The organism is Streptomyces sp. NPDC048718 (genome assembly GCF_043198875.1).
Taxonomy (GTDB): Bacteria; Actinomycetota; Actinomycetes; order Streptomycetales; family Streptomycetaceae; genus Streptomyces.
Genome location: NZ_JBICVG010000016.1, coordinates 16,244 through 40,439 on the forward strand (window position 1 = coordinate 16,244; position 24,196 = coordinate 40,439).

The 24,196-nt window shown below is 72.2% G+C and carries 22 protein-coding genes; 16 read left to right on the plus strand and 6 right to left on the minus strand.

Annotated features, from left to right (window positions below; all coding sequences use genetic code 11):
• Positions 1-101: 101 nt before the first annotated feature.
• The 8 genes from ACGFRB_RS26585 to ACGFRB_RS26620 all read left to right on the plus strand — a co-directional run bounded on the left by ACGFRB_RS26585 (position 102) and on the right by ACGFRB_RS26620 (position 8,509).
• Positions 102-398 (plus strand): hypothetical protein, encoded by a 297-nt coding sequence (locus ACGFRB_RS26585; RefSeq protein WP_393246599.1) that lies wholly within the window; start codon positions 102-104, stop codon positions 396-398.
• A gap of 56 nt (positions 399-454) precedes the next feature.
• Positions 455-655 (plus strand): hypothetical protein, encoded by a 201-nt coding sequence (locus ACGFRB_RS26590; RefSeq protein ID WP_393246601.1) that lies wholly within the window; start codon positions 455-457, stop codon positions 653-655.
• A gap of 175 nt (positions 656-830) precedes the next feature.
• On the plus strand, positions 831-1,115 hold the full coding sequence (gene tatA, locus ACGFRB_RS26595) for a Sec-independent protein translocase subunit TatA (protein ID WP_361227707.1): 285 nt from the start codon (positions 831-833) through the stop codon (positions 1,113-1,115).
• Positions 1,116-1,224: 109 nt separating this feature from the next.
• Complete coding sequence (gene tatC, locus ACGFRB_RS26600) at positions 1,225-2,127, plus strand: twin-arginine translocase subunit TatC (RefSeq protein WP_393246821.1); 903 nt, start codon at positions 1,225-1,227, stop codon at positions 2,125-2,127.
• Between the two features lie 41 nt (positions 2,128-2,168).
• A complete protein-coding gene (locus ACGFRB_RS26605) occupies positions 2,169-3,131 on the plus strand; it encodes a diacylglycerol kinase (RefSeq protein ID WP_393246603.1) in 963 nt (320 codons plus the stop codon).
• 93 nt (positions 3,132-3,224) lie between these two features.
• Positions 3,225-6,053: a DEAD/DEAH box helicase gene (locus tag ACGFRB_RS26610; RefSeq protein ID WP_363008631.1), complete on the plus strand. Its 2,829-nt coding sequence runs from the start codon at positions 3,225-3,227 to the stop codon at positions 6,051-6,053.
• 250 nt (positions 6,054-6,303) lie between these two features.
• Positions 6,304-7,653, plus strand: a complete 1,350-nt coding sequence (locus tag ACGFRB_RS26615; RefSeq protein ID WP_393246823.1) for a cytochrome P450 — start codon at positions 6,304-6,306, stop codon at positions 7,651-7,653.
• A gap of 379 nt (positions 7,654-8,032) precedes the next feature.
• A complete protein-coding gene (locus ACGFRB_RS26620) occupies positions 8,033-8,509 on the plus strand; it encodes a hypothetical protein (RefSeq protein ID WP_393246605.1) in 477 nt (158 codons plus the stop codon).
• 243 nt (positions 8,510-8,752) lie between these two features.
• Here the strand turns inward: ACGFRB_RS26620 and ACGFRB_RS26625 are convergent, their stop codons facing one another.
• The gene (locus tag ACGFRB_RS26625; protein WP_393246607.1) at positions 8,753-9,250 is read right to left on the minus strand and encodes a VOC family protein; all 498 of its coding nucleotides are present in this window, start codon (positions 9,248-9,250) and stop codon (positions 8,753-8,755) included.
• A 347-nt stretch (positions 9,251-9,597) separates the two neighbouring features.
• Entirely contained in the window at positions 9,598-10,518 is a 921-nt protein-coding gene (locus tag ACGFRB_RS26630; protein ID WP_393246609.1) for an ADP-ribosylglycohydrolase family protein, read from the minus strand.
• 269 nt (positions 10,519-10,787) lie between these two features.
• Here ACGFRB_RS26630 and ACGFRB_RS26635 point away from each other — a divergent pair, with 269 nt between their 5' ends.
• Positions 10,788-11,969, plus strand: a complete 1,182-nt coding sequence (locus tag ACGFRB_RS26635) for a hypothetical protein (RefSeq protein ID WP_393246610.1) — start codon at positions 10,788-10,790, stop codon at positions 11,967-11,969.
• 89 nt (positions 11,970-12,058) lie between these two features.
• Here ACGFRB_RS26635 and ACGFRB_RS26640 read toward each other — a convergent pair whose 3' ends face one another.
• Positions 12,059-13,033, minus strand: a complete 975-nt coding sequence (locus tag ACGFRB_RS26640) for a hypothetical protein (RefSeq protein WP_393246612.1) — start codon at positions 13,031-13,033, stop codon at positions 12,059-12,061.
• Between the two features lie 158 nt (positions 13,034-13,191).
• Here ACGFRB_RS26640 and ACGFRB_RS26645 point away from each other — a divergent pair, with 158 nt between their 5' ends.
• Positions 13,192-13,836, plus strand: a complete 645-nt coding sequence (locus ACGFRB_RS26645; protein WP_393246614.1) for a MerR family transcriptional regulator — start codon at positions 13,192-13,194, stop codon at positions 13,834-13,836.
• Positions 13,837-14,228: 392 nt separating this feature from the next.
• Entirely contained in the window at positions 14,229-14,894 is a 666-nt protein-coding gene (locus tag ACGFRB_RS26650; protein ID WP_393246616.1) for a nitroreductase, read from the plus strand.
• Between the two features lie 96 nt (positions 14,895-14,990).
• Here ACGFRB_RS26650 and ACGFRB_RS26655 read toward each other — a convergent pair whose 3' ends face one another.
• Together ACGFRB_RS26655 and ACGFRB_RS26660 are read right to left on the minus strand one after the other, a co-directional pair.
• Entirely contained in the window at positions 14,991-15,863 is an 873-nt protein-coding gene (locus tag ACGFRB_RS26655) for a siderophore-interacting protein (protein WP_363008613.1), read from the minus strand.
• 209 nt (positions 15,864-16,072) lie between these two features.
• Entirely contained in the window at positions 16,073-16,999 is a 927-nt protein-coding gene (locus ACGFRB_RS26660) for a 5'-3' exonuclease H3TH domain-containing protein (RefSeq protein WP_393246825.1), read from the minus strand.
• Positions 17,000-17,254: 255 nt separating this feature from the next.
• On the opposite strand from ACGFRB_RS26660, the gene ACGFRB_RS26665 reads away from it, so the two are divergent.
• The 4 genes from ACGFRB_RS26665 (at position 17,255) to ACGFRB_RS26680 (ending at position 22,026) form a co-directional block, all read left to right on the plus strand.
• Positions 17,255-18,523, plus strand: a complete 1,269-nt coding sequence (locus tag ACGFRB_RS26665) for a glycine betaine/L-proline ABC transporter ATP-binding protein (protein WP_393246618.1) — start codon at positions 17,255-17,257, stop codon at positions 18,521-18,523.
• Entirely contained in the window at positions 18,516-20,315 is a 1,800-nt protein-coding gene (locus tag ACGFRB_RS26670; protein ID WP_393246620.1) for an ABC transporter permease/substrate binding protein, read from the plus strand. Before ACGFRB_RS26665 ends, ACGFRB_RS26670 begins: the two co-directional genes overlap by 8 nt.
• Positions 20,316-20,566: 251 nt before the next feature.
• The gene (locus ACGFRB_RS26675; protein ID WP_363008607.1) at positions 20,567-21,118 is read left to right on the plus strand and encodes an XRE family transcriptional regulator; all 552 of its coding nucleotides are present in this window, start codon (positions 20,567-20,569) and stop codon (positions 21,116-21,118) included.
• A gap of 5 nt (positions 21,119-21,123) precedes the next feature.
• Positions 21,124-22,026, plus strand: a complete 903-nt coding sequence (locus ACGFRB_RS26680) for a helical backbone metal receptor (RefSeq protein WP_393246621.1) — start codon at positions 21,124-21,126, stop codon at positions 22,024-22,026.
• Here ACGFRB_RS26680 and ACGFRB_RS26685 read toward each other — a convergent pair.
• A complete protein-coding gene (locus ACGFRB_RS26685) occupies positions 21,953-23,158 on the minus strand; it encodes a TDT family transporter (protein WP_393246623.1) in 1,206 nt (401 codons plus the stop codon). The two genes, ACGFRB_RS26680 and ACGFRB_RS26685, sit on opposite strands and share 74 nt — an antisense overlap.
• A 70-nt stretch (positions 23,159-23,228) precedes the next feature.
• On the opposite strand from ACGFRB_RS26685, the gene ACGFRB_RS26690 reads away from it, so the two are divergent.
• The gene (locus tag ACGFRB_RS26690) at positions 23,229-24,173 is read left to right on the plus strand and encodes a LysR family transcriptional regulator (RefSeq protein WP_393246625.1); all 945 of its coding nucleotides are present in this window, start codon (positions 23,229-23,231) and stop codon (positions 24,171-24,173) included.
• Positions 24,174-24,196: the final 23 nt, after the last annotated feature.

A 24,196-nucleotide genomic window follows, 5' to 3' on the forward strand; every position in this document is an offset into this window, starting at 1 on the left:
CCCGGCGGAGCGGAAGGCGATGTTCCGGATCGGTGGAGCGCCGTTCCCCGTGAGGGGTGTCGTCCGGGCGCCTGCCCCGAGCGCAGGGAGAGACGAGGGAAATGTCCGTGATATCCGGCCTGGCGGCCCCGGTCGCACCGATCGCCCCAGTCGCTCCGGTCGCCGCGGTCCTCTTCAAGGCCGCCTGCCCCGACTGCCGCTCCCGCTTCGAGCTCTCCGCGAGCGCCCTGCGGCTCGCGATCGGCGCGAGCCGCCGTACCACCTTCTACTCCTTCACCTGCCCCGAGTGCGGCAGCGCGGTCCGCAAACCGGCCGGGGAACGGATCGTGGAACTCCTCACCGGCGGCGGCGTCAGCACGCTGCGTCTGCACCTCGCGGGCCGGCCGGCGGTCCGCTGATCCGCGGGCGAAGCCCCGTCCCGGGCGGCGCGGGGGATGTGCCCTAGGCTCGGCATATGCTCTTCTGGCCCATGCTCGCCGTCGCTCTCGGCTTCCTCGGCATCGCCGTTCTCGGCGTCCTCGGTCTCAAGGTCTTCGTGGAGGCCCAGCGGCTCGGCCGTCAAGTGGCCCGCACCACAGAGCGCATCCACCAGGCCTCCGAGGAGCTGGAACGCGCCGCCACCCGGCTGGCGCGAACGGGGGAGAACCTGCGCTGACTTCGGGGTAGCCGCGCGCCACGCGCGCGTGAGCGGCGCAATCGCGAGTATGCACGGTCATTGCCGCCCGTTTACCCCTGCGGGTTACGATCGCATGCAGCGCGGTGGCCGGACGCCCGTCCGGACGGCCGGGCTCGCACTTCCAATGTCGCCTCGGTGAAGAAGGTAAACAGCTATGGGTAGGCTCGGCCCCACCGAGATCATTCTGATCCTTGTCGTGGTCATCTTGCTCTTCGGCGCCAAGAAGCTCCCCGACATGGCCCGTTCGCTGGGCAAGTCGGCTCGCATCCTCAAGAGCGAGGCCAAGGCGATGAAGTCCGACGATCAGCAGAGCGCGCCCGCCGACCCGCCCCACGCCGCTCCCGCCGACCAGGCCGCGCCCCGGACCATCCAGGCCGCGCCCGGCGATGTGACCAGCGCGCGTCCCGTGTCCGAGCCCACCGACACCACCAAGCGCTGAGCTGACCCGGCCCGCCGCAGCCGCCGTGCCACGCGGCGGCTGCCGCACGAGATGAGGACGTGGGTTGCTCAAGTCCGCCCGCAAGCAGGAGAGGGACCCCGAGGGCCGCATGCCCCTCGTGGAACACCTGCGTGAGCTTCGCAACCGCCTGGCGAAGGGCCTCCTGGCCATCGCGGCGGTCACCACCGTTGCCCTCGTGTACAGCGAGGAGCTGATGCAGTTCCTGACCAGGTCGGTGCCCAAGTGCGCCCCCGGGGTCACCAGCGACGGCGGCAACTGCGCGATCGTGTCCTTCAACACGCTGATGGCGCCGTTCAGCACGACGATCCAGGTCTCCCTCACGACGGGTCTCGTGGTGGCGAGCCCCGTCTGGCTGTACCAGCTCTGGGCCTTCATCGCGCCCGGTCTGCACAAGCACGAGAAGAAGTACACGTACGCCTTCGTCACCGCCGCGGTGCCGCTCTTCGCGGCCGGCGCGTTCCTCGCGTACCTCATCCTCCCCATCAGCGTGCAGGTGCTCATCAGCCTCACGCCCGCGGGCTCCGCCAACATCCTGTCGCTCGGTGACGTCCTCGACTTCACCCTGCGCATGGTGCTCGTCTTCGGCCTCGCCTTCGAGCTGCCGCTCGTGCTGGTGATGCTGAACCTGACCGGCATCCTCAGCGGCCGCCGGATGGCCCGCTGGTGGCGCGGTGTGATCATGGGCGTGTTCATCTTCGGTGCCGTGATCACCCCGACCACCGACCCGCTCGGCATGCTCGCCCTGGCCGTCCCGATCACCCTGCTCTACCTCGCGGCGGTCGGCTTCGCCCTCCTCAACGACAAGCGGCGCGGACGCAAGAACCCCGACGCCGGTCTCGACGACGACGAGGCGTCCCGGCTGGACCTCACCCCCGAGGCGATCGGTGAGGTCCAGACCGTGGGCGCGGCGCGGAAGCTGCCCGAGCAGACCACCGGCGAGCAGGACGGCACGAGGTCGCACCGGCTGAACGGTTACGACGACATCACGTGATCTTGTAGGGTCCCCCCTCAGATCCGATCCGGGGGGACCCCATGACCAGCGAGATCACTCTCTTCGTCAATCCCGCGGCGGGACGCGGCCGGGGCGCGCACGCCGCGCAGCCGGCCGCTCGCGTACTCCGGGACGCCGGATTCTCCGTCCGTACGGTCCTCGGCCACGACGCCGACGACGCGCTGCGGCGCGTCCGGGAAGCCGTCGCCGCCGGGACCGACGCGCTGGTCGCGGTGGGCGGCGACGGCATCGTCTCCCTGGCGCTGCAGGCCGTGGGCGGTACCGACACCCCGCTCGGCGTGATCGCCGTCGGCACCGGCAACGACTTCGCCCGCTCCCTCGGACTGCCCGTACGCGACCCGGCCGCGGCCGCCGGGACCGTCGCCGAGGTCCTCAAGGGCGACGGCGGGCGGACGATCGACCTGGGGCGGGTCGACACGGGCCTCGCGGCGGCAGCCGAGGGCGCCGAGGGTGATGTGGCGGGCGGCGGTGCGGCGGGCTCGCGCTGGTTCGGCACCGTCCTCGCCTCCGGCTTCGACTCCCGCGTCAACGACCGGGGCAACCGCATGCGGCTGCCCGCCGGACGCTTCAAGTACGACCTCGCGATCCTCGCCGAACTCGCCTCCTTCCGCCCGATCCCGTACCGCCTCACCCTCGACGACGGCACCGCGCTCCAGGTCGACGCGACCCTCGTCGCCGTCGGGAACGGCACCTCCTACGGCGGCGGAATGCGCATATGCGCCGACGCCGTCATGGACGACGGGCTCTTCGACGTCATCGTCGTCGGCGACCTCCCGCGCACCGAACTGATCAAGGTCTTCCCGAAGGTCTACAAGGGCACCCACCTCGGCCACCCCAAGGTGACCCGCCACCGGGTCCGCTCCCTCACCCTCGACGCCCCCGACGTCACCGGATACGCCGACGGCGAGCCCCTCGGCCCCCTCCCGCTCACCGTCCGCTGCGTCCCCGGAGCCCTGCGCGTCCTGGCCCCGCCCGCCCCGTAGGGCCGCTTCCGGCAGCCCCGTAGCGCCGGCCCCGACGGCCGCCCGATAAAGGTCGCGTCACTGTCCGAGGGGGCGGGTAGGCTCGATGACAAGATGACAGAGGACCTCACACCAGCCGAGGCGTACGCGGCTGCCCGCGTTCGCGCCGCGGAGCAGGCCACCGCGCTGGCCCCCTTCCGCGAGATGTACGACTTCGGTCTGGACCCCTTCCAGATCGAGGCATGCCAGGCCCTCGAAGCGGGCAAGGGCGTGCTCGTCGCCGCGCCCACGGGCTCCGGCAAGACCATCGTCGGCGAGTTCGCCGTCCACCTCGCCCTCCGGCAGGGCCGCAAATGCTTCTACACCACGCCCATCAAGGCGCTCTCCAACCAGAAGTACACCGACCTCGTCAAGCGCTACGGCCAGGACAAGGTCGGCCTGCTGACCGGTGACAACAGCGTCAACGGCGACGCCCCGGTGATCGTCATGACCACCGAGGTCCTGCGCAACATGCTCTACGCGGGCTCGCAGGCGCTCTCCGGCCTCGGATACGTGGTCATGGACGAGGTCCACTACCTCTCCGACCGCTTCCGAGGCGCCGTCTGGGAGGAAGTGATCATCCACCTCCCCGAGTCGGTGACCCTCGTCTCGCTCTCCGCGACCGTGTCCAACGCCGAGGAGTTCGGCGACTGGCTCGACACCGTCCGCGGCGACACCGAGGTCATCGTCTCCGAGAGCCGACCCGTGCCGCTGTGGCAGCACGTCCTGGCCGGCCGCCGGATGTACGACCTCTTCGAGGAGGAGACCGACCACGGCGGCCGCGGCTCCTCCCGCCGCGAGGTCAACCCCGACCTGCTGCGCCTCGCCCGTACCGAGAACTCGCGCACGTACAACCCGCGTGAGCGGCGGCGCGGCAAGATGGTCCGCGAGGCCGACCGCGAGCGCGAGCGGCGCGCCCGCAACCGGATCTGGACGCCGGGCCGGCCCGAGGTCATCGCGCGCCTCGACGCCGAGGGACTGCTGCCCGCCATCACCTTCATCTTCAGCCGGGCCGGCTGCGAGTCCGCCGTACAGCAGTGCCTGTACGCGGGACTCCGGCTCAACAACGAGGAGGCCCGGCTCCGGGTCCGCGAGATCGTCGAGGAGCGCACCGCCGCCATCCCCACCGAGGATCTGCACGTCCTCGGCTACTACGAGTGGCTCGAAGGCCTGGAGCGGGGCATCGCCGCGCACCACGCCGGCATGCTCCCGACCTTCAAGGAGGTCGTCGAGGAGCTTTTCGTCCGCGGCCTCGTCAAGGCGGTCTTCGCCACCGAGACCCTGGCCCTCGGCATCAACATGCCGGCCCGGTCCGTGGTCCTGGAGAAGCTCGTCAAGTGGAACGGCGAGCAGCACGCCGACATCACCCCCGGCGAGTACACCCAGCTCACCGGACGGGCCGGGCGGCGCGGCATCGACGTCGAGGGGCACGCCGTGGTGCTCTGGCAGCGCGGCATGGACCCGGGCCACCTGGCCGGTCTGGCCGGCACCCGTACGTATCCGCTGCGCTCCAGCTTCAAGCCCTCGTACAACATGGCGGTCAACCTGGTCGACCAGTTCGGCCGGCACCGCTCGCGCGAGCTGCTGGAGACCTCCTTCGCCCAGTTCCAGGCCGACCGCTCGGTCGTCGGGATCTCCCGGCAGGTCCAGAAGAACGAGGAGGGCCTCAGCGGCTACAAGGAGGGCATGACCTGCCACCTCGGCGATTTCGAGGAGTACGCGCGGCTCCGCCGCGAACTCAAGGACCGGGAGACGGATCTCGCCCGCCAGGGTGCCGCGCAGCGCCGCGCGCAGGCGGCGGCCTCGCTGGAGCGGCTCAAGCCCGGTGATGTCATCCACGTCCCGACGGGCAAGTTCGCCGGTCTCGCGCTGGTCCTCGACCCGGGCGTGCCGGCCGGCCGTACCGACCGGTCCCGCGGCTTCGACCACTACGACGGGCCGCGCCCGCTGGTGCTGACGGCCGAGCGGCAGGTCAAGCGGCTCGCCCCGATCGACTTCCCGGTTCCCGTCGAGCCGCTGGAGCGGATGCGGATCCCGCGGACCTTCAACCCGAAGTCCCCGCAGTCCCGTCGCGACCTGGCCTCCGCGCTGCGGTCCAAGGCCGGTCACCTCAACCCCGAGCGGCACCGCAAGCAGCGCTCGGCCGCCGCCGACGACCGCCAGATCACCCGGCTGCGCGCCGAGCTCCGCGCGCACCCCTGCCACGGCTGCGACGAGCGCGAGGACCACGCCCGCTGGGCCGAGCGCTACCACCGGCTGCAGCGGGACACCAAGCAGCTGGAGCGGCGCATCGAGGGTCGCACCAACACCATCGCCCGCACCTTCGACCGGATCGTCGCGCTCCTGACCGAGCTGGACTATCTCCGCGAGGACGAGGTCACGGACAACGGCAAGCGGCTCGCCCGGCTCTACGGCGAACTCGATCTGCTGGCGAGCGAATGCCTGCGAGAGGGCGTGTGGGAGGGGCTCGACCCGGCCGAACTGGCCGCCTGCGCCTCCGCCCTCGTCTTCGAGGCACGCCAGTCCGACGACGCCGTGGCACCGAAGCTGCCCACCGGCAGGTCCAAGGCGGCGCTCGGCGAGATGGTGCGGATCTGGGGCCGGCTCGACGCGCTGGAGGAGGAGTTCCGGCTCCACCAGACCGAGGGCGTCGGACAGCGCGAGCCCGACTTGGGCTTCGCCTGGGCCGTCTACCAGTGGGCCTCCGACAAGGGGCTCGACGAGGTGCTGCGCGAGGCGGAGATGCCGGCCGGCGACTTCGTCCGCTGGTGCAAGCAGGTCATCGACGTGCTCGGGCAGATCGCCGCGGCCGCGCCCAAGGGGAACAGCACGGTCCCGAAGAACGCCCGCAAGGCGGTCGACGCACTGCTGAGAGGTGTCGTGGCCTACAGCTCCGTGGGCTGACGACACACCGCCACGAAGGCGGGGCGAGTTTTCCACAGGTGGTTGTCCACAGGGCTGGCGCGGTGCCGACCCGTCCGCTTCCATGGTCGGGTACGCACCACCGGGCCCTGTGGGGCAACTCCCGTGGAAGGAAACGCCTGTGACCACGCACGCCGGTCCGCCCGCCGATGCCACCACCACGTCCACCACCACGTCCACCACCGCGACGGCGACCGCGACTGCGACCACGGCCACGGCCGCGACCACGGCGGTGGCGGCGGACGGCCGAAGGACGGTGCCGGGACCGCGCGGCTTACCCCTGCTCGGGAACATGCCGGAGTTCGGCAAGGACCCGCTCGCCTTCTTCGAACGGCTGCGGGACCGGGGGGACTTCGTCCGCTGGCGGTTCGGCCCGAGCACCATGCTGTTCATCGCCCACCCCGAGACCGTCGGTGAACTGCTCACCGAAGTCGAGGGGACCTTCGACCAGCCCGACCTCGGCATCGCCGTACGCACCCTGCTCGGCGACGGGGTGGTGGTCGCCAAGGGAGCCGACTGGCGACGCAAACGCTCCCTCGTCCAGCCGTCCGTGCGGCCCCGGCAGGTCAAGTCCTACGCGGCCACCATGGCCGGGTGCGCCGCCGCGCTCGCCGACCAGTGGACCGACGGGCAGCGGGTCGACATCAAACGGGAGATGACCTCCCTCACCCAGCAGATCGCCGTCCGCACCATCTTCGGCACCGACACCACCGCCGACGCGCAGGCCATCGGCCGGGCCATGGACGTCGCCCAGCGGGAGATCGGCGACGAGTTCAGCGGCCTCGGCGGAATCCTTCCCGACTGGGTCCCGACCAGAGGACGGGCCCGCATCAAGAAGTCCGTGGCCGTCATCGACGCCGAGGTCGCCCGGGTCGTCGCCCGGCACCGCGACGGCGACACCGAACGCCCCGACCTGCTCAGCCGGCTGCTCGCGGCCCGCGACGAGACCGGAGCGCCGCTCTCCGACCAGGAGATCAGGGACGAGACCGTCACGCTCTACGTCGGCGGTCACGAGACCACCAGTTCCACCCTGGTGTGGGCGTGGTACCTGCTGGCCCGTCACCCCCGGGTTGCCGAGGCGCTGGGCGCCGAACTCGACCGGGTGCTCGGCGACCGCGACCCCGGCTTCGACGACTACGCCCAACTCGCCTACACGCAGGCCGTGGTGAAGGAGACCCTGCGCCTCTACCCCGCGATCTGGCTGCTCACCGGCATCGCGAAGGAAGGCGCCACGCTGGGCGGCGCGCCGGTGCGCCCCGGCACCCGGGTCTGGAGCAGCCAGTGGGCCACCCACCGCGACGGCCGCTGGTACCAGGACCCCTTGGAGTTCCGCCCCGAACGGTGGACCGTCCAAGCCGACGGAACGCCGGCCGAGGACATACCCGAATACGCGTGGTTCCCCTTCGGCGGCGGCCCGCGCGTCTGCCTCGGCACCCGTTTCGCGATGGTCGAGGCCGTCCTCGTCCTGGCCGCGCTCGCCCGCCGCTTTCGGCTGGACGTCGACGCCGGCGAGATACGCCCGGTGGCGGGGCTGACGTTGCAGCCGGACCGAGAGGTCCTGGCGACGGTTCGGAAACGGTAGGGCGGAGCGGGGGCAGGTTGGGCGGACGGACCGGTTGGGAGGACCGGGTGGACCTCATGTGACCGGGCCGGTGGGGCAGACCAGGGTCAGGGCTGGGGTGGGGCGGGGGCTGGTCAAGTCTGGGTGTGGTCCGGTCTGAGGCCGGCACGGTCTGAGGCCGGCCCGGTCCGGGAACGAGGCCGGCCGGGACGGGGCTGGTCTGAGGCCGGCACCGGTGGCGGGGCTGGGCTGATCTGAGACCGGCGTGGCCCAGGACCGGGGCCAAGGGTTGGTTTGGCGCATCGTGGTGGTGGTGGCGGTGGCGGTGGGAGGGGAGGGGGAGGGGGGGGGAGGGGCCCCCAAGGTGCGAGGGGAACCGCGAGCCGGGCAGCATGGCAGGGTGAGCGACCTGCTGTGGGATGACGTGAAGCGCTTCTTCGACCCGGCTTCGATGGGGGCTCTGCCGGATGTGCGTGTCCCGAACGCCTCGGTGGAGGACTGGCAGGCGGTCCTCGACCTCGTGGCGGAGAAGGGCTGGAAGCACCAGTACGCCGAGGGAACAGCGGTGCTTCCGTTGCCTCGGGCGGAGGTCGTGCTGTCCCGTCCGCTGGATGCCGAGTCCCCGATTCTGCGGGTCTGGCCGACTGCCGATGTACAGGCGGTCTTTCATTTCCTCGATGACGAGGAAGTCGACTTCGATGTCGACCTGAGAGAGCTTCAAGGGCAGGAACGACTCGACGTGCTGTGCGGATTCCTCCGGGAGATCGGGCGGCGGTTGGGAAAGTCGGTGCTGATGGATGCGGAGGGCGCCTGCGGCCATCCGATCCTCGGCTTTGATGCCGGGACCGATCGAGTCGTTCTTCTCATGGAGTCGTAGAGCGGGCTGCTGGGGCTGACACGTGGGAGCGGCGTAGGCCCGGCGCGGAGCGGTCATGAGAGGGTGCGTGACCCGGGTCGGCGCTGTGAGGTCCTGTGCTCGGTGCGGAGCCCGGCCGCGGACGTCGGCCGTCGGCCGCTCGCGTGCTCGTCATCGATCTTCACATACAGAGCGGTCAGCAAGGTGTCCAAGTTCTCATTCGCCACAAAACGATCTTGGGCATCCTCTTCTCGCTCCTGGACGTCAGCCGAGGTTGGATTCTCGGGCTGGGAAGAAGTCGGCGCTCTGGACGTACTCCATAGCCTCGGTGAACTTCGGGTCGCCGAGGCGGCGTTCCATTTCCTGCGGGCTCAGATCCTCCACACGGGTCTGGATCCAGTACAGGTTGCCCAGCGGATCGCGTACCCGCCCGACCCGGTCTCCGAAGAACAGGTGGGTGACCTCGGTGACCGAGATGCCGCCGGCCGCAACGGCTTGACGGTGCACGGTGTCGGCGTCCTCGACGTAAAGACGGAGGAAGCCAGGGGTCGGCGGCCACTCCGGCCGCGCGTCGAACATCATCACCACTGAGTCGCCGATCCGTACCTCCGCATGCTCGATGGCCCCGTCCTTGCCCGCAAGGCACGCGAGCTCCTCCGCGCCGAAGGCCCTCTTCATGTAGTCGATGAGCCGGACCGTGTCGCGCGAGATGATCCACGGCGTCACGGTGTGGTGGCCCTGCGGAACCGGCTTGACGGACATCTGAATGCCTCCTGGGGTGCGAGTGCCTCACGCGGTGATGACGCTAACCCTCATCTAGGTCAGTCCCGGTCCTAGATTCCACTCCATGCCGTAAGCCGTCCCGCCTGGCCGCGCCCTCGCCGCAGTACCGGGAAGCCCTCGGCGACACAGCGGAAGAGACCCCCGGGACGAGCCCGCCGGACATAGGACTTGATCGTCTAGGGCCAGGTCCACCCCCGCCCTGACCTGTCGTCGGACCAAGTGACCGAGGTCCGGCGTGTCCCGACCCCGCCCCCGCCGTTGACCCGACCTGCCGACCTGCCGACCTGCCGACCTGCCGACCTGCCGACCTGCCGTCGGCCCGACGGTCAGATCAGCGCCAGCGCGAGGTCCCGCAGGTCGTCGGCGCGCAGCACCCGGTTGCCGAACCCCGGCAGGGGGACGTGTAGGGGCGCCGTCCAGCGGGAGGGGAGGGCGGCGGGGCCGTACACCGCGCCCGCCAGCATGCCGGTGACGGCGGCGACGGTGTCGGTGTCGCCGCCCAGGTCGATCGCGGCGGCGAGGGCCGTCTCGTACGAGGAGGTGGTGCGCAGGGCCCAGAGGGCGGAGCCGAGGCAGGGCCAGACGGCGCCGTTGAACTCGGTGGCGTCCTCGGGCCGCCAGCCGGGGGCGAGGACCCTCGCCCATCGCTCGCGGTGCGGTGCGGCGACCTCGGCGAGGGCGGCGGGAACGGCGGGGAGGGGGTCGTCTCCGAGCAGTGCCACGCGGATCAGTTCGTGGAGCACCGCCGTGCCCTCCCAGGTGGCGGGGTCCCCGTGGGTGAGCGCGGCGATCCGCCGGGCGGCGGCCATGGTGACGGCCCGCCCACCGGCCGCGAAGTGCACGGCGGAGGTGGCGGCGCGCATCAGCGAACCGTTGCCCGCGGCGCGGATCTCGACCTCGAAGTGCCGCGTGGCGGCGGTGGACCAAGGGTCGCCGCCGAGCAGTACGGCCTCGGTCTGCAGACCGATGTCCTTCGGGTCGGCGGCGGCCCAGCGCCGGAACCGGTCGAACATGTCCGGCAGGTCGAGTCCGCCCCGCTCCACGAGGGACTCGCCGACGAGCACGGCCATCTGGGTGTCGTCCGTGGCCTCGCCCGGTTCCCAGCCGCCGCCCCCGCACATCTCGCCGGCTCCGTCGGGGAACCGCTCCCGGAACACCCCCGGAAGCCCGAACTCGAACGGAGCCCCGAGCGCGTCCCCGATGGCGGACCCCAGTACGGCGCCCACGGCTCTGTCCTCGACACGCATGGAAAGCGACCTCTTTTCGCTCCGCACGGACAACCGAATGCGTCCGTCTCCCGCGAAAATTGATGCCAGATCCATCATGACAGGTCAAAGGGCTTTTTCGTAGGACGAACGGCACAGCTCAGGAAGCTTGTTGGGGCCTGTCGGGGAAGCTCAGAATCGCCGTCATGAATTCTTGGGGGAAAGTCGATCAGGACGCCGTTCTCAGGGCCCGGGTGGCACTTCTGGCCTCGGGACGCCGGACCCGACGCGAGGAAGTCGACGCTTTTCGGGTGCTCGCCCAGGTCAGCCCCGCCGCCTATCTGCCCAAGTTGGTCGGGGCGTTGCTGGGGCTGAGTTTCGAGTTCCGGTTCAGGGACCGGCCCGAGGTCCAGCTCGCGCTGTGCGAGGAGGCGCTGGCGGCGGCCCGGGCGGTGGATCCGGCCGAACCCGCCCGGGTGGAGCTCATGCGTTGCGCGCTCAGCGACTGCCAGTGGCTGCTGTACCGGCTGGGGCGGCGCGCCGAAGGGCTGGCGCTGCGCGCCGAACTGCTGGAGATCGGCCGGGCGGAGGCGGAGCGGGCAGGAAACGCCCGGGTTCGGGGGCTGACGGAGTGGGCCGACGCCGTCGCCGAGGAGGGACGGTACGACGAGGCCGCCGACGCGCTGACCGAATGGGTGGCGGCGATTTTGCCCGACGGCCCCCAGTACGGGCAGCTCGCGTGGTCGCTGGTGCGGTGGGTCGGCGCGCTCGACGCCGCGGGCAGGTTCGGCGAGATGCTCGCCGCGTACGACCGGCTCGTCGGCGTACGGGCCGCCGACGTCGCGGTCGGCCATGCTCCGGTGGCCGACCGCTTCCAGTCGCTCATCGGGAACGCGCGGATGCTCGACGCCCATGAGCGGGGCGAGCGGGCGGCCGCGGTACGGCAGAAGGCACTGGGGGTACTGACGGAGTTGGCCGCCGAGGGGGAGCGCCGGAACAGGAGCGGGAGCAGGGAGGCGGAGTTCTGGGCGGCTCTGTGGTCGTGTTCGGCCGCGGATGGTGGGCGGGCGACCCCCGCCGTGCCCCTCCCCCCTGCGGGCGCCGAAGCACGGACGTGGACCGCCGACGCCCGACGGAACGACGCCGAGGGCATCGACGCGTTGCGGGGCGAGGTGGACGCCCTCGTCCCGCGAGCCGCCGAGGACCCCGACCGGTATCTGGCCGAACTGGTACGGATCCAGCGCACTCTCACCGTCCGGGCCGGGGTATGGGCGGGGCGAGAGGGGAGCGAGCTCCCGGAGGAGGTGCGCTCCCTGTTCGATGAGGGGGTGGACCTTGCCCGCCGGCTGCACCGGCACCGGCCGGCGGACGGTACGCGGATCCTGGCCGGCCGGCTTGTCGAACGGGCGTCGTGTCGGGTCGTCAGCAGGGAGTACGGCCCGGCCCTCGACGACTTCCGGGAAGCGCTGAGCCTTCTGGGAGAGCGCGGCTGAAACGCCCGGGGCGAAGGCCGTGAGGTCTCCGCCCCGGACCGGGGGCAACCCGGCCGGATCGCGCCCCCGCTTCCGAGGCGGGGGTGTGGTCAGACGGGCTGGGTTTCGGGGATCCGGCTGTTCGGGCTTCCGGTCTTCGGTTGCCGTACGCGCAGGGCGAGCGCCGTGCCGAGGGCGGTGGCGACGGTGATGGCGCCCGCGGCGGCGAGCGTCGTGCCGTCGGGGGAGAGGAGCGGCCGGCCGCGCAGCGCCTGCCAGGTGAGCAGGGCGAACACGGCGGCGTAGAAGCCCGAGGCGACCAGGATCAGGCGCAGCCGGATCCGGTCGTCGGCGAGGCGGGTGAAGCGCGGGGCGAGGGCGGACAGGACGAGCGGGAGCAGCGGGATCAGCTGAAGCGCGTGCATGCCGAAGAAGTGGCCGATGCGCAGATCGCCGCCGGTGGTGGACCAGCCGATCAAGGGCAGGCCGGGTCCGCCGTCGGGTACGCCGACGCTGTGCGCGCCGATCAGCGACGGGTCTTTCTGGGCCAGTTGGCCGGACGTGGGCCGGGTCATGGCGAAGCCGAGGGCCGCGCCGGCGAGGGCTATGAGCGAGGAGAGGCGTACAGCCCAGGCGGTGGCGCGGTCCAGGATCCGGGCGCGCAGCAGCAGGACGGCGATGACGAGCGCGGCCAGCCAGAGGATGACGACGGTGCCGCCCATGGCCCCGAACAGGGCCGCGTCGAACGGTGTCGCCACATTGAAGTGGCTCTGCCTGCCACGGATCACCTGGGTGGTGATGAGCGCCATCTCGCCGGCGCACGCGACGGTGAGCACGGTGCCGGCCCACCAGCCGGCCCGGCGGGCCCGGGCGCCGGGAAGCAGGGAGAGCATCCAGGCGAGCGTGAGGCAGTACGCGACGAAGGAGAGCGCGAACTTCAGAGGCTTGGCCCAGATCGCCGCGCCCGCCAGTTCCCGGTCGTCCAGGAAGAGGCCGCCGAGGCAGACGAGTGCGAAGACGGCCATGGAGACGGTGAACCAGACCAGGGGCCGGTGGAGCGTGCGGAGCCGTGCTGCCGACGACATGGGAATCCCCCCCCCGAGGGATGCGTGGCGTATGGGATGCGCGCACAGCGCACAGCGACAGGAATGGATAGTGGCACTTCCTGGTATCTGATAGCGCCACTATCTATGATGGGGAGTCGGCCGGCAAGGCCGGAGTGCGAGGGAGAGGCGAACGCGCGGTGCGTATCGGAGAGTTGAGTCGCAGGGCCGGGGTGTCGGTGCCGACGATCAAGTACTACGTCCGGGAAGGGCTGCTGCCCGCAGGGCGGTTGACGAGCCCGAACCAGGCCTCGTACGAGGAGTCCCACATCCGGCGGCTCCGCCTGATCCGCGCCCTGCTCGACGTCGGCGGCCTGTCCGTGGCGGCCATCCGCGAGGTCGTCGTCTCGATCGACGACGAGGAGCTTCCGCTGCACGAGGTGCTCGGTACGGCGGCGGAGCGCGTGGTGCCCCGTTACGAGGGCGGCGCGGGTGGGCCGGAGGAGGACGTCCGCGCCGCGGCCCGTACGGCCGTCGCCGGCCTGATCGACCGCCGGGGCTGGCGCAGCCACCCCGGGTCCCCGGCCGCCGAGGCCCTCGCCGTCGCCCTCACCGCCCTGGAGGACCTCGGTCACGGCTCGTTCACCGAGGCCCTGGACGACTACGCGGACGCCGCGGAACGGGTGGCGCGCGCGGACCTCGACTACGTGGCCCGCAACGTCGCGCGCGAGGATCTGGTCGAGAGCGTGGTCGTCGGCACCGTCCTCGGTGACGCGGTCTTCGGCGCCCTGCGCCGCCTCGCCCAGGTCGACGCCTCGGACCGGCTCTACGGCGCCGAGCGCTGAGAGTTCGCCCCGAACGGACCGTGCGGGACTCACGGGGCCGGGCGGCCCCCGCCCCTCCCCCCCTCCGGCGCGCCCGGACCACCTGTCCTGCCCTCCGCCCCGCGCCACCGGCGCGGTCGTGTCGGCGGAAGCCGCGTCCCGCGCGGGTCGTGTCGCTCCAGGCGAGGCCGACGGTGTCCGGTGTGCCGCCTTCCAGTCCGCCGAACTCTTCCTTCGCGGAGCCCGGCATATGCCTGCCGTCGCGTCAGACGGTTCCCGGGCCGCGGTCACGGTTGCGGCTGCGGTGTCGGCGCCAACTCCCCATCAGGAGAACGCCCGATGACCGGTGATGCCCCGCACCGACCCTGAATACGGTAGGGGCGGGTCGTCGTCGAGTGGGAAGGCGAGAAGGCATGGATGTGTACGAGGCCGTGGACAGCCGCCGGGCCGTGCGGGCGTTCAGTGATGAGCCGGTGTCCAGGGAGGTGCTCGAACGAGTGCTGGCCGCGGCGACGCGGGCTCCGTCGAGCGGGAACCTCCAGCCGTGGCATGTGTACGCCGTGACCGGCGAGCCCCTGGCCGAGCTGAAGAAGCGGGCCACGGCCAGAGCGCTGGCGGGGGACCCGGGTGACGAGCGGGAGTACCCGATGTACCCGGATGAACTGACCTCGCGCTATCTGAACCGTTTCTCCGCCGCGGCCGCCCAGCGGTACGAAGCGCTGGGAGTCGAGCGCGACGACCCCGACAGGCCCAAGAGGATCGCCGCGTTGAACGCGGAGGCGTTCGGGGCGCCGGTCGTCCTGTTCTGCTATCTCGACCGGACGATGGGCCCCGGGCAGTGGGGGGACGCGGGGATGTACCTGCAGACGGTCATGCTGTTGCTGAGGGCGGAAGGGCTGCACAGCTGCCCCCAGGTGATGTGGACGATGTATCGCAAGACCGTCGGCGAGACGGTCGGAGCCGATGACGGGCTCGTCCTGTTCTGCGGAGTCGCGGTGGGGTTCGAGAAGGAAGGCGTGCCGCCGCTGCGTACCGGGCGGGCGGATATGACGGAAACCGTGAGCTTCATCGGATCGTGAGCGCGAGGCGGTCGCGATCCACAGGGCGGCGGGAAAGCCCGAGGGGGCTAAGGCCGACCGGCCCCCACCCCCTCGGGCGAGCGTGATGCGGGCGGGTCAGCCCTCCTGCTCGCGCTCCACCTGCTCGTTCCACTCGCGCTTGACCGCGCGCCAGGCCTCGTCCGTCTTCCCGAGCCGCCAGTAGCCCGAGATCGACAGACGTTCGCGCGGTACGCGGCGCTCCAGCCGCAGGTGACGGCGGAGCCCCTTCACGAAACCGGCTTCGCCGTGGACGAAGGCGTGGACGTCGCCGGCCGGGAAGTCCAGGGTGCGCACCGCCTCCAGCAGGGCCTCGCCCACCGGACGGTCGCCGCGGTGCAGCCAGGTGACGTCCACACCGGCCGCCGTCCTGAACTTCTGCTCCTCGGCGGCGTCCGCCACCTCCAGGAACGCGTGCACCACCGAACCCTCCGGCAGTCGCTCCAGCGCCACCGCGATCGCCGGCAGGGCGCTCTCGTCGCCCACGAGCAGATGCCAGTCGGCGGACTCGTCGGGGGCGTAGCCGCCGCCCGGGCCGAGGAAGCGGATGACATCGCCCGCCTGCGCCCTGGCCGCCCACGGGCCGGCCAGACCCTCGTCGCCGTGCACCACGAAGTCCACGGTCAGCTCGCGGTGCACCGGGTCGAAGGCCCGCACCGTGTACGTCCGGGTCGTCGGCCACTGGTCGCGCGGGAACTCGGCACGGATCCGCTCCATGTCGAACGGCTCCGGGTACGTCACGCCCTCCGGCGCGAACAGCAGCTTCACGTAGTGGTCGGTGGAATCGCCGATCTCGAAGGCGTCGAGGCCGGGGCCGCCGAGTATCACGCGCACCATGTGCGGGGTGATCCGCTCGGTGCGCACCACTCGGGCCTCGTGTGCCCGCGGTGTCTTGCGGGCGGGCTGGGCGGCGGGCTGCTGGGCCACGGTGGTCTCCCCGTATCGGTCCATGGCCCGGTCCGGGTTCCGGTCCGGTCCATGCGGTCGGCGTTCCCGCGCCCGGGCGGCAGGGGCCTCGGTAGCGGAGCTTAGGATTACCTAAGTTAACATCTCCGCACCCGCGGAGACAGCCCCCCCTCGGCCCCCTCGGCTCCCTCGCCCCTGGGTCCCCTCGATCCCGCCGGCCTCCCGGGCGCCCCGCCCCCGGCCTCTCGGCCCGCTCAGCCCTCCCGGTGCTCCTGGTGCTCCAGGACCGGCAGCATCCGCCCCACGGCCCCGCCGAGCCCCCACCGCTCCACCAGGCCCATGAGCGCCTCCGGGTCCCGCGGTGCCGACGGCAGGGCGGCGGAGAACTCCGGCAGCGGTACGTCCCGCGCCACCCGGACCACCGTCGGAGCCACGTCCAGATAGTCCGCCGCCTCCATGACGCCCCGCCGCTTCGCCGGGGTCAGCCGCGAGGTCCGGTCGGCCGCAGCCGCGCGGACCCCGGCCAGATCCCCGTACTCCGTGATCAGCTGCGCCGCCGTCTTCTCGCCGATGCCCTTGACCCCGGGCAGCCCGTCGCTGGCGTCCCCGCGCAGCGCCGCGAAGTCCGCGTACTGGTCGGCCCGTACCCCGTACTTCGTACGGATCAGCTCCTCGTCCACCAGATCGCAGTCGCCGACGCCCTTGCGCGGGTACAGGACCCGCACCCCGCGCCCGTCGTCCACCAGCTGGAACAGGTCGCGGTCGCCCGTCACGATGTCGACCGGGCCCGCCGCGCGGGCGCAGAGGGTGCCGATCACGTCGTCCGCCTCGAAGCCGGCCGAGCCGACCCGGGCGATGCCCAGCGCGTCGAGCACGTCCACGATCACCGGCACCTGCGGCCCCAGGGTGTCCGGGATCTCCTCCTCGTCGGGACGGCCCCGCTCCGTCTCCTCGGCCACCCGGTGCGCCTTGTACGAGGGGATGAGGTCGACCCGCCACTGCGGCCGCCAGTCCTCGTCCCAGCAGGCCACGAGATCGTCCGGCCGGTGGTCCTGGACCAGGCGGGTGATGAAGTCGAGCAGTCCGCGCACCGCGTTCACGGGGGTCCCGTCCGGGGCCCGGACGGAGTCCGGCACGCCGAAGTACGCGCGGAAGTAGAGGCTGGCGGTGTCGAGGAGCATCAGGCGTCGCGTCACCCTCCGATCATGCCGCACCACACCGACACCGCCCGCCACCTGGAGTGACGCCGGTCACCTTCCGGTTTGGGTCCGGGAGGCCAGGGCAGGCGCGAGCTCGGAGCGAACCCAGTACGGGATTCAACGGTGCGAACCGAAAACGAATCCCGTGCGTGGCGGTCGCGCGGGCCGATCCCGCGCCGCTCCACGGCCCGGCTGCGGGGGTGGCGGGCCGTTTTCATTGCTACCCGTGAGGTGTATGTGTCCAGGCTCCAGGCCGACCATCTCTACAAGGTCTTCGGCAGACGACCCGACGAGGCCGTCCGCAAGCTCGCCGCCGAAGGCGACGCGGTCGACCGCGAAACGCTGCGCTCCGACGGCACGACCGCCGCCGTGATCGACGCGTCGTTCACCGTCGACCCCGGCCAGATCTTCGTCGTCATGGGCCTGTCCGGATCCGGCAAGTCCACCCTCCTGCGCATGCTGAACGGCCTGCTCGCCCCCACCGCCGGACGGGTGCTCTTCGACGGCCGCGACCTCACCGCGCTCGCCCCCCGCGAACTGCGCGCCGTGCGGTCGAAGAAGATCAGCATGGTCTTCCAGCACTTCGCCCTCTTCCCGCACCGCAGCGTCCTCGAGAACGCCGCCTACGGCCTGGAGGTCCAGGGCGTGGCCCGCGCCGAGCGGGAGAAGCGCGCCGCCGAGGCGCTGGAACTGTGCGGACTCGCCGGCTGGGAGAAGTCCTGGCCCGACGAGCTGTCCGGCGGCATGCAGCAGCGTGTGGGCCTCGCCCGCGCCCTCGCCACCGACGCCGACCTGCTTTTGATGGACGAGTCCTTCAGCGCGCTCGACCCGCTGATCCGCCGGGACATGCAGGACCAGCTCCTGGTCCTCCAGCGCAAACTGAAGAAGACCATCGTCTTCATCACCCACGATCTCAACGAGGCCATGCGCCTCGGCGACCGCATCGCCGTCATGCGCGACGGCCGGATCGTCCAGCTCGGCACCGCCGAGGACATCCTGGTCCGCCCCGCCAACGACTACGTCGCCTCCTTCATCCAGGACGTCGACCGCACCCGGGTGCTCACCGCCGGTGCCGTCATGACCGACGGCACCGTGTCCGCGGCCGACTGCCCGGCCGACTGCGCCTGCCAGGCGGTCGGCCCTGACACGGTGCTCGCCGAGCTGTGCGCGATCTCCGCCCGCGCCCCGCACCCGGTGGTCGTGCGGGACGAGGACGGCTCCGCCCTCGGCGTCGTCCCGCAGGAGAAGCTGCTCGCCGCCATGGGCAGCCTCACCGCCGAGCCCGCCGCCCCGGCTGCGCCGGTCGCCGCGCCCGAGACCAAAGCACCGGCGCGGACGCCCGCCGCCGGAACGGCCCAGGGCAAGGTCACCGGCAAGGTCAAGGCCAACGGCAAGCCGGCCGCCGGCAAGACCACCGCCGCCCCCGCCTCCAGGACGAACGCCGCGAAGGCGGCGAAGGCGACGGCTGCGCCGTCCACCGGCCCGGAGGTGACCACCCATGCCTAGGCTTCCCCTCGGCCAGTGGGTCGACAGCACCGTCGACTGGCTCCAGGCCCAGCTCTCCTGGCTCTTCGACGCCATCACCACCGGCGTCACCGGCCTCTACGACGGCATCGACGCCGTCCTGTCCGCGCCCCAGCCGCTGCTCTTCGCCGGCATGCTCGCCGTCGTCGCCTGGTGGCTGCGCGGCCTGACCGCCGGTGCCCTCGCCTTCGCCGGCTTCGCCCTCGTCGACTCGATCGACCTGTGGAACGAGGCGATGTCGACCCTCTCCCTGGTCCTCGTCGCGACCCTGGTCACGCTCGTGATCGCCGTACCGCTCGGCATCTGGGCGGCCCGCTCGAAGGCCGTCAGCACCGTGCTGCGCCCGGTCCTGGACTTCATGCAGACCATGCCGGCGATGGTCTACCTCATCCCCGGCATCATCTTCTTCGGCGTCGGCGTGGTCCCCGGCATCATCGCCACCATCATCTTCGCCCTGCCGCCCGGCGTCCGGATGACGGAGCTCGGCATCCGTCAGGTCGACGGCGAACTCGTGGAGGCCGCCGAGGCGTTCGGCACCACCCCGCGCAACACGCTGCTGCGCGTCCAGCTCCCGCTCGCCCTGCCCACCATCATGGCGGGCGTCAACCAGGTGATCATGCTGGGCCTGTCCATGGTCGTCATCGCCGGCATGGTCGGCGGCGGCGGGCTCGGCGGCGCCGTCTACCGCGCCATCGGCAACGTGGACATCGGTCTCGGCTTCGAGGCCGGCATCTCCATCGTCATCCTCGCCATGTACCTGGACCGGATGACCGGCGCCCTCGGCCGCCAGGTCTCCCCGCTCGGCCGCCGGGCCGCCGCGAAGGCGCACGCCGCCCGCGCGTCCCGCGCCGGCGCGAAGATCTGGGCGCACCGCCCGCAGCCCGTCACCGCGCTCGTCGGTGTCGTCGTCCTGGCGCTCGTCGCCGGCGGCATGGGCTTCCTCGGCGGCGGCAAGTCGTCCGGCAGCGCCTCCGGCCAGGGCAACGGCAAGAAGATCACCCTCGGCTACATCCCGTGGGACGAGGGCATCGCCTCGACGTATCTCTGGAAGGAGATCCTGGAGCGCCGCGGCTACGACGTCTCCATCAGCCAGCTGGAGGTGGGCGCCCTCTACACCGGCCTCGCCGGCGGTCAGGTCGACCTGCAGACCGACGCGTGGCTGCCCGTCACCCACGCCCAGTACCTGGAGAAGTACGGCGACAAGCTGGAGGACCTCGGCTCCTGGTACGGCCCGACCTCCCTGGAGCTGGCCGTCCCCTCGTACGTGAAGGACGTGAAGTCCCTCGCCGACCTCAAGGGCAAGGCCGGGCAGTTCAAGGGCCGGATCGTCGGTATCGAGCCGAGCGCCGGCATGATGGCCATCCTCAAGGCCAAGGTCATGAAGGAGTACGGCCTGGCCGGCGAGTACAAGGTCGTCGACGGCTCCACGCCCGGCATGCTGGCCGAGCTGAAGCGGGCCTACGCCAAGAAGGAGCCGATCGCGGTCACCCTCTGGTCGCCGCACTGGGCCTACTCGGACTTCGACCTGAAGAAGCTCGACGACCCCAAGAACACCTGGGGCAAGGGCGACGGCATCCACTCGATCGCCCGTAAGGGCTTCACCGCCGACAATCCCGAGGTCGGCCGCTGGGTGAAGGACTTCAAGCTCAGCGAGAAGGAGCTGACCGGCCTGGAGGCCGTCATCCAGGGCACCGGCAAGGGCAAGGAGCAGGACGCCGTCCGCACCTGGCTCGACGAGAACCCGGGCGTCGTGGACCGGCTCGCCCCGCAGTAGCGGCCCCCGCGCCCGCGACCGCGTCGTGTGGTCGCCCGGCCAGGGTCGTACGGCCGCCTGTGCACGGCCTGACCGCTCACCGTACGAAACGGCGTCGATCACCGTACGGAAAGGGGCGGACACCGAACGTATTCGGTGTCCGCCCCTTTCCGCTACGACGCGAAACCTCACCCGAAAGCTGCGTAAGGTTCAGGTAACCGACCAGTAGAGCCCGGACGCGGGAGACGAGAGAGACGAGGGAGGGGGCCGACATGGACGACAAGGAGTCACCGCGCGTGGGCGCGGCCGTCAAGCGGCGCCGGCGGGCGCTCCAGCTCACCCTGGCCGTCGTGGCCCAGCGCAGCGGCCTGTCCGTGCCCTTCCTCAGCCAGGTCGAGAACGAGCGGGCCCGCCCCAGCGACCGTTCGCTCCAGCGGGTCGCCGAAGCCCTGGACACCACCGCCGCCGAACTCCTCGCCGCCGCCGAGGCCGCCCGTATCGTCGACGTCGTCCGGGCCGGGGAGGAGCTGGGGCAGGCCGGTTCGGGCCTGCGGCCCCTCGTCCGCGGCCGGCACCAACTCCAGGCCCTGGAGGTCACCGGCGAACAGGACGCGGGCGGGGAGGTCCTGCACCGCAACGACGAGGTGCTGTACGTCGCCGACGGCGCCGTCGCCGTCGAGGCCGAGGGCCGCGCCTACGGGCTCGGCCGGGGCGACACGCTCTATCTCTCCGGCGGGGTCCGCCACCGCTGGCGGGCCACCGCGCCCGGCACCCGGCTGCTGTTCGTCGCCGTCGGCGACCACATCGAGGCCGCGGAGGGGTGAGCGGGGTGCGGACCGGTCACCCGGCAGCGGGCGCGGCGCGGGCGACCACGCGGGTCGTCTCCCTGGTGCCGTCGCTCACCGAGGCCGTCGCCGTCTCCACGCCGCCCGGCACCCTCGTCGGGGTCACCGACTGGTGCACCCACCCGGCCGATCTCGGCGGCGCCGCGCGGATCGGCGGTACCAAGAACCCCGACACCGCGGCCGTCGTGGCCTTGCGGCCCGATGTCGTCCTCGCCAACGAGGAGGAGAACCGGGCCGTCGACCTCGACGCCCTGCGCGCCGCCGGACTCGACGTCCTGGTCACCGAGGTCCGCACCCTGGACCAGGCGTTCGCCGAACTCGTCCGGGTCCTCGCCGCCTGTGGCGTACGGGACCGGCCCGGCTGGCTCGACGCCGCCGAGGCGGCGTGGGCGGCGGTCATCCCCGAAGCGGTCGTGGCCTCCCTCGAAGCCGGTCCTGTACGCGAGACCGAGCCCGGGGCCATTGGCGAGACCGCCCCCGGGACCGCCCACGAGACCGCCCACGAGACCGTCGCCGGGACCGGTCCGGGGACCGCGTCCGGCGGCCGGCCGCGTACCGCCGTCGTCCCCGTCTGGCGCCGCCCGTGGATGGTGCTCGGCCGGGACACCTTCGCCGGCGACCTGCTCGCCCGCCTCGGCGTCCGCAATCTCTACGCCGGCCACCCCGAGCGCTATCCGCGCGTCCCGCTCGACGAACTCCTCGCGGCCGGCCCCGACCTCGTCGTCCTGCCCGACGAGCCCTACCGCTTCACCCGTGACGACGGCCCGGAGGCGTTCCCCAAGGCCGCCGCCGCGCTCGTCGACGGACGCCACCTCACCTGGTACGGGCCGTCCCTCGCCGAGGCGCCGGCGTCGCTCGCCCGGGCCCTGCGAGCAGCGCACCGCTGAGCAGGCCGCGCACGGTGGGGACGGCCGCCAGCAGCCAGGCCGCGACCAGCACTCCGTACAGCGCGATCGCGAGCCACCGGAACAGCGCGAGCCCCGTGTGCCGGGCCAGCCCCTCGACGCCCGTCACACAGGTGCCCACCGGGAAGGTGAACGCCCAGAACGTCATCGCGAACCCCATTCCCCGGCGGCGCGCCCGGACCACCAGCGCCCCGGCGAGCACCAGCCACAGCAGCGCGAACCCGATCACCGGGACGCCGTACAGCACGGCGAAGGCCTCGAAGCCCCGGGCGTACGGCTGTGCGAGCACGCCCGGCGCGGCGTCGGCGAACGCGTTCGCGGCCGTCGTCGACTGGCCCAGCGGACCGAGCACCAGGAACAGGGTCGGCGTCAGGGCGAGCGGCAGCGCGGAGCCCAGGACGAGCCGTCCGAACAGCAGCGGCAGCATGACCAGCGTCGCCAGCAGACTGATCCCGAACATCGCATGACAGAGCAGCAGCAGTGTCTGCCGCGGCTCGCCCGCGGGCAGATGCGGCAGCAGCAGCGGGCCGAGCGCCGCGGACACCATCGGGGCCACCACCGGAAGCAGCCACACGGGTGATGCCTCGTCGATCCGGTGCCGCGCCACCATCAGATACGGCACCGCCGCCGCGGCCACCAGACCGATCACCGTGCCCGCAGTGAAGAGGACCGTGTCGAGCGCCACCGCGGCGGACAGCCCGATCCAGTCCCGGCCGACGAGCAGCGCGCCGCCGCCGACCGCGAGCAGCGCCATGGACAGACAGCCGTAGAACGGTGCCATCGCGGGGTCCAGCAGATGCGCCCGGGCCTGGTCGCGGTGGTGGGTCCAGTGCAGGGCGCGGGCGGTGAGCAGGACGAGCAGGGCCGCGAGCGACAGGGCCCAGAAGGCGGTGCAGACCGTCCGCAGTCCCGGTACGGTCAGGGGCAGGCCCGCTCCGGCGTTGGCGATGATCGCGGTGCCCATGACCGAGGCGTACCAGTTGGGGCCGAGGTGACGGACCGCCGCGAACCGGGACCCGGAGCCGGCGCCAGGGGCGGGGGCGGGCTGCGACTCGTGGTCGGGTTCGGGTTCGGCGCCGGGCGTGGCGGTCGGGGAGGGAGCGAGGGAAGCCATGCGTTCACCGTCTCCCGCACCCGCCGCCCCCACCAGGGACATCGCGACTATGGGGCCATAAGCTGGCTTTATGAGCAGCGAGCCGCGTACGCCCGAGCTTCCCGCGCTGGTGTCCCACCGCGTCCCCGATCTCGGCGCGCTCGAACTGCTCTTGGCGGTCGCCCGGCACGGCAGCCTCGGCCGGGCCGCCCGCGAGGTCGGGATCACCCAGCCCGCCGCCAGCAGCCGGATCCGTTCGATGGAGCGGCAGCTCGGCGTGGCCCTGGTCGACCGTTCGCCGCGCGGTTCCCGGCTCACCGACGCGGGGGCGCTCGTCACCGACTGGGCGCGGCGGGTCGTCGAGGCGGCCGAGGCGTTCGACGCGGGGGTGCAGGCGTTGCGCGGGCGGCGCGACTCACGGCTGCGGGTCGCCGCGTCCATGACCATCGCCGAGTATCTGCTGCCCGGCTGGCTGATCGCGCTGCGCGCCGGACGGCCGGACACCGCCGTCTCCCTCCAGGCCGGCAACTCCGCCGCCGTCGCCGGGCAGTTGCTCGCCGGGGACGCGGACCTCGGGTTCGTGGAGGGGCTCGCGATACCGGCCGGGCTCGACGGGGTGGCCGTCGCCCGCGACCGGCTCACCGTCGTCACCGCGCCCACCCACCCGTGGGCCCGGCGCCGAACCGCCCTCGACCCGGCGGAACTCGCCGCCACCCCGCTGATCCTGCGCGAACGAGGGTCGGGTACCCGGCAGGTCCTCGACGCGGCGCTCTCCGCGTACGGGGGACTGGCCCGGCCGCTGCTCGAACTCGCCTCCACCACGGCGGTGAAGGCGGCGGTGGTCAGCGGCGCGGGCCCGGCCGTCCTGAGCGAACTGGCCATCACGGAAGAGCTGTCCTCCCGCCGGCTGGCCGCCGTGCCCGTCGCCGGAATGCCGCTCGCCCGGGAACTGCGCGCGGTCTGGCCGGCGGGCCACCGGCCGACGGGTCCGGCGCGGGAACTGCTGTCGCTGACCCGCGCGGGCACGCGCGCGTAGAGGCGCGGAGGGTTCGTGCGGGC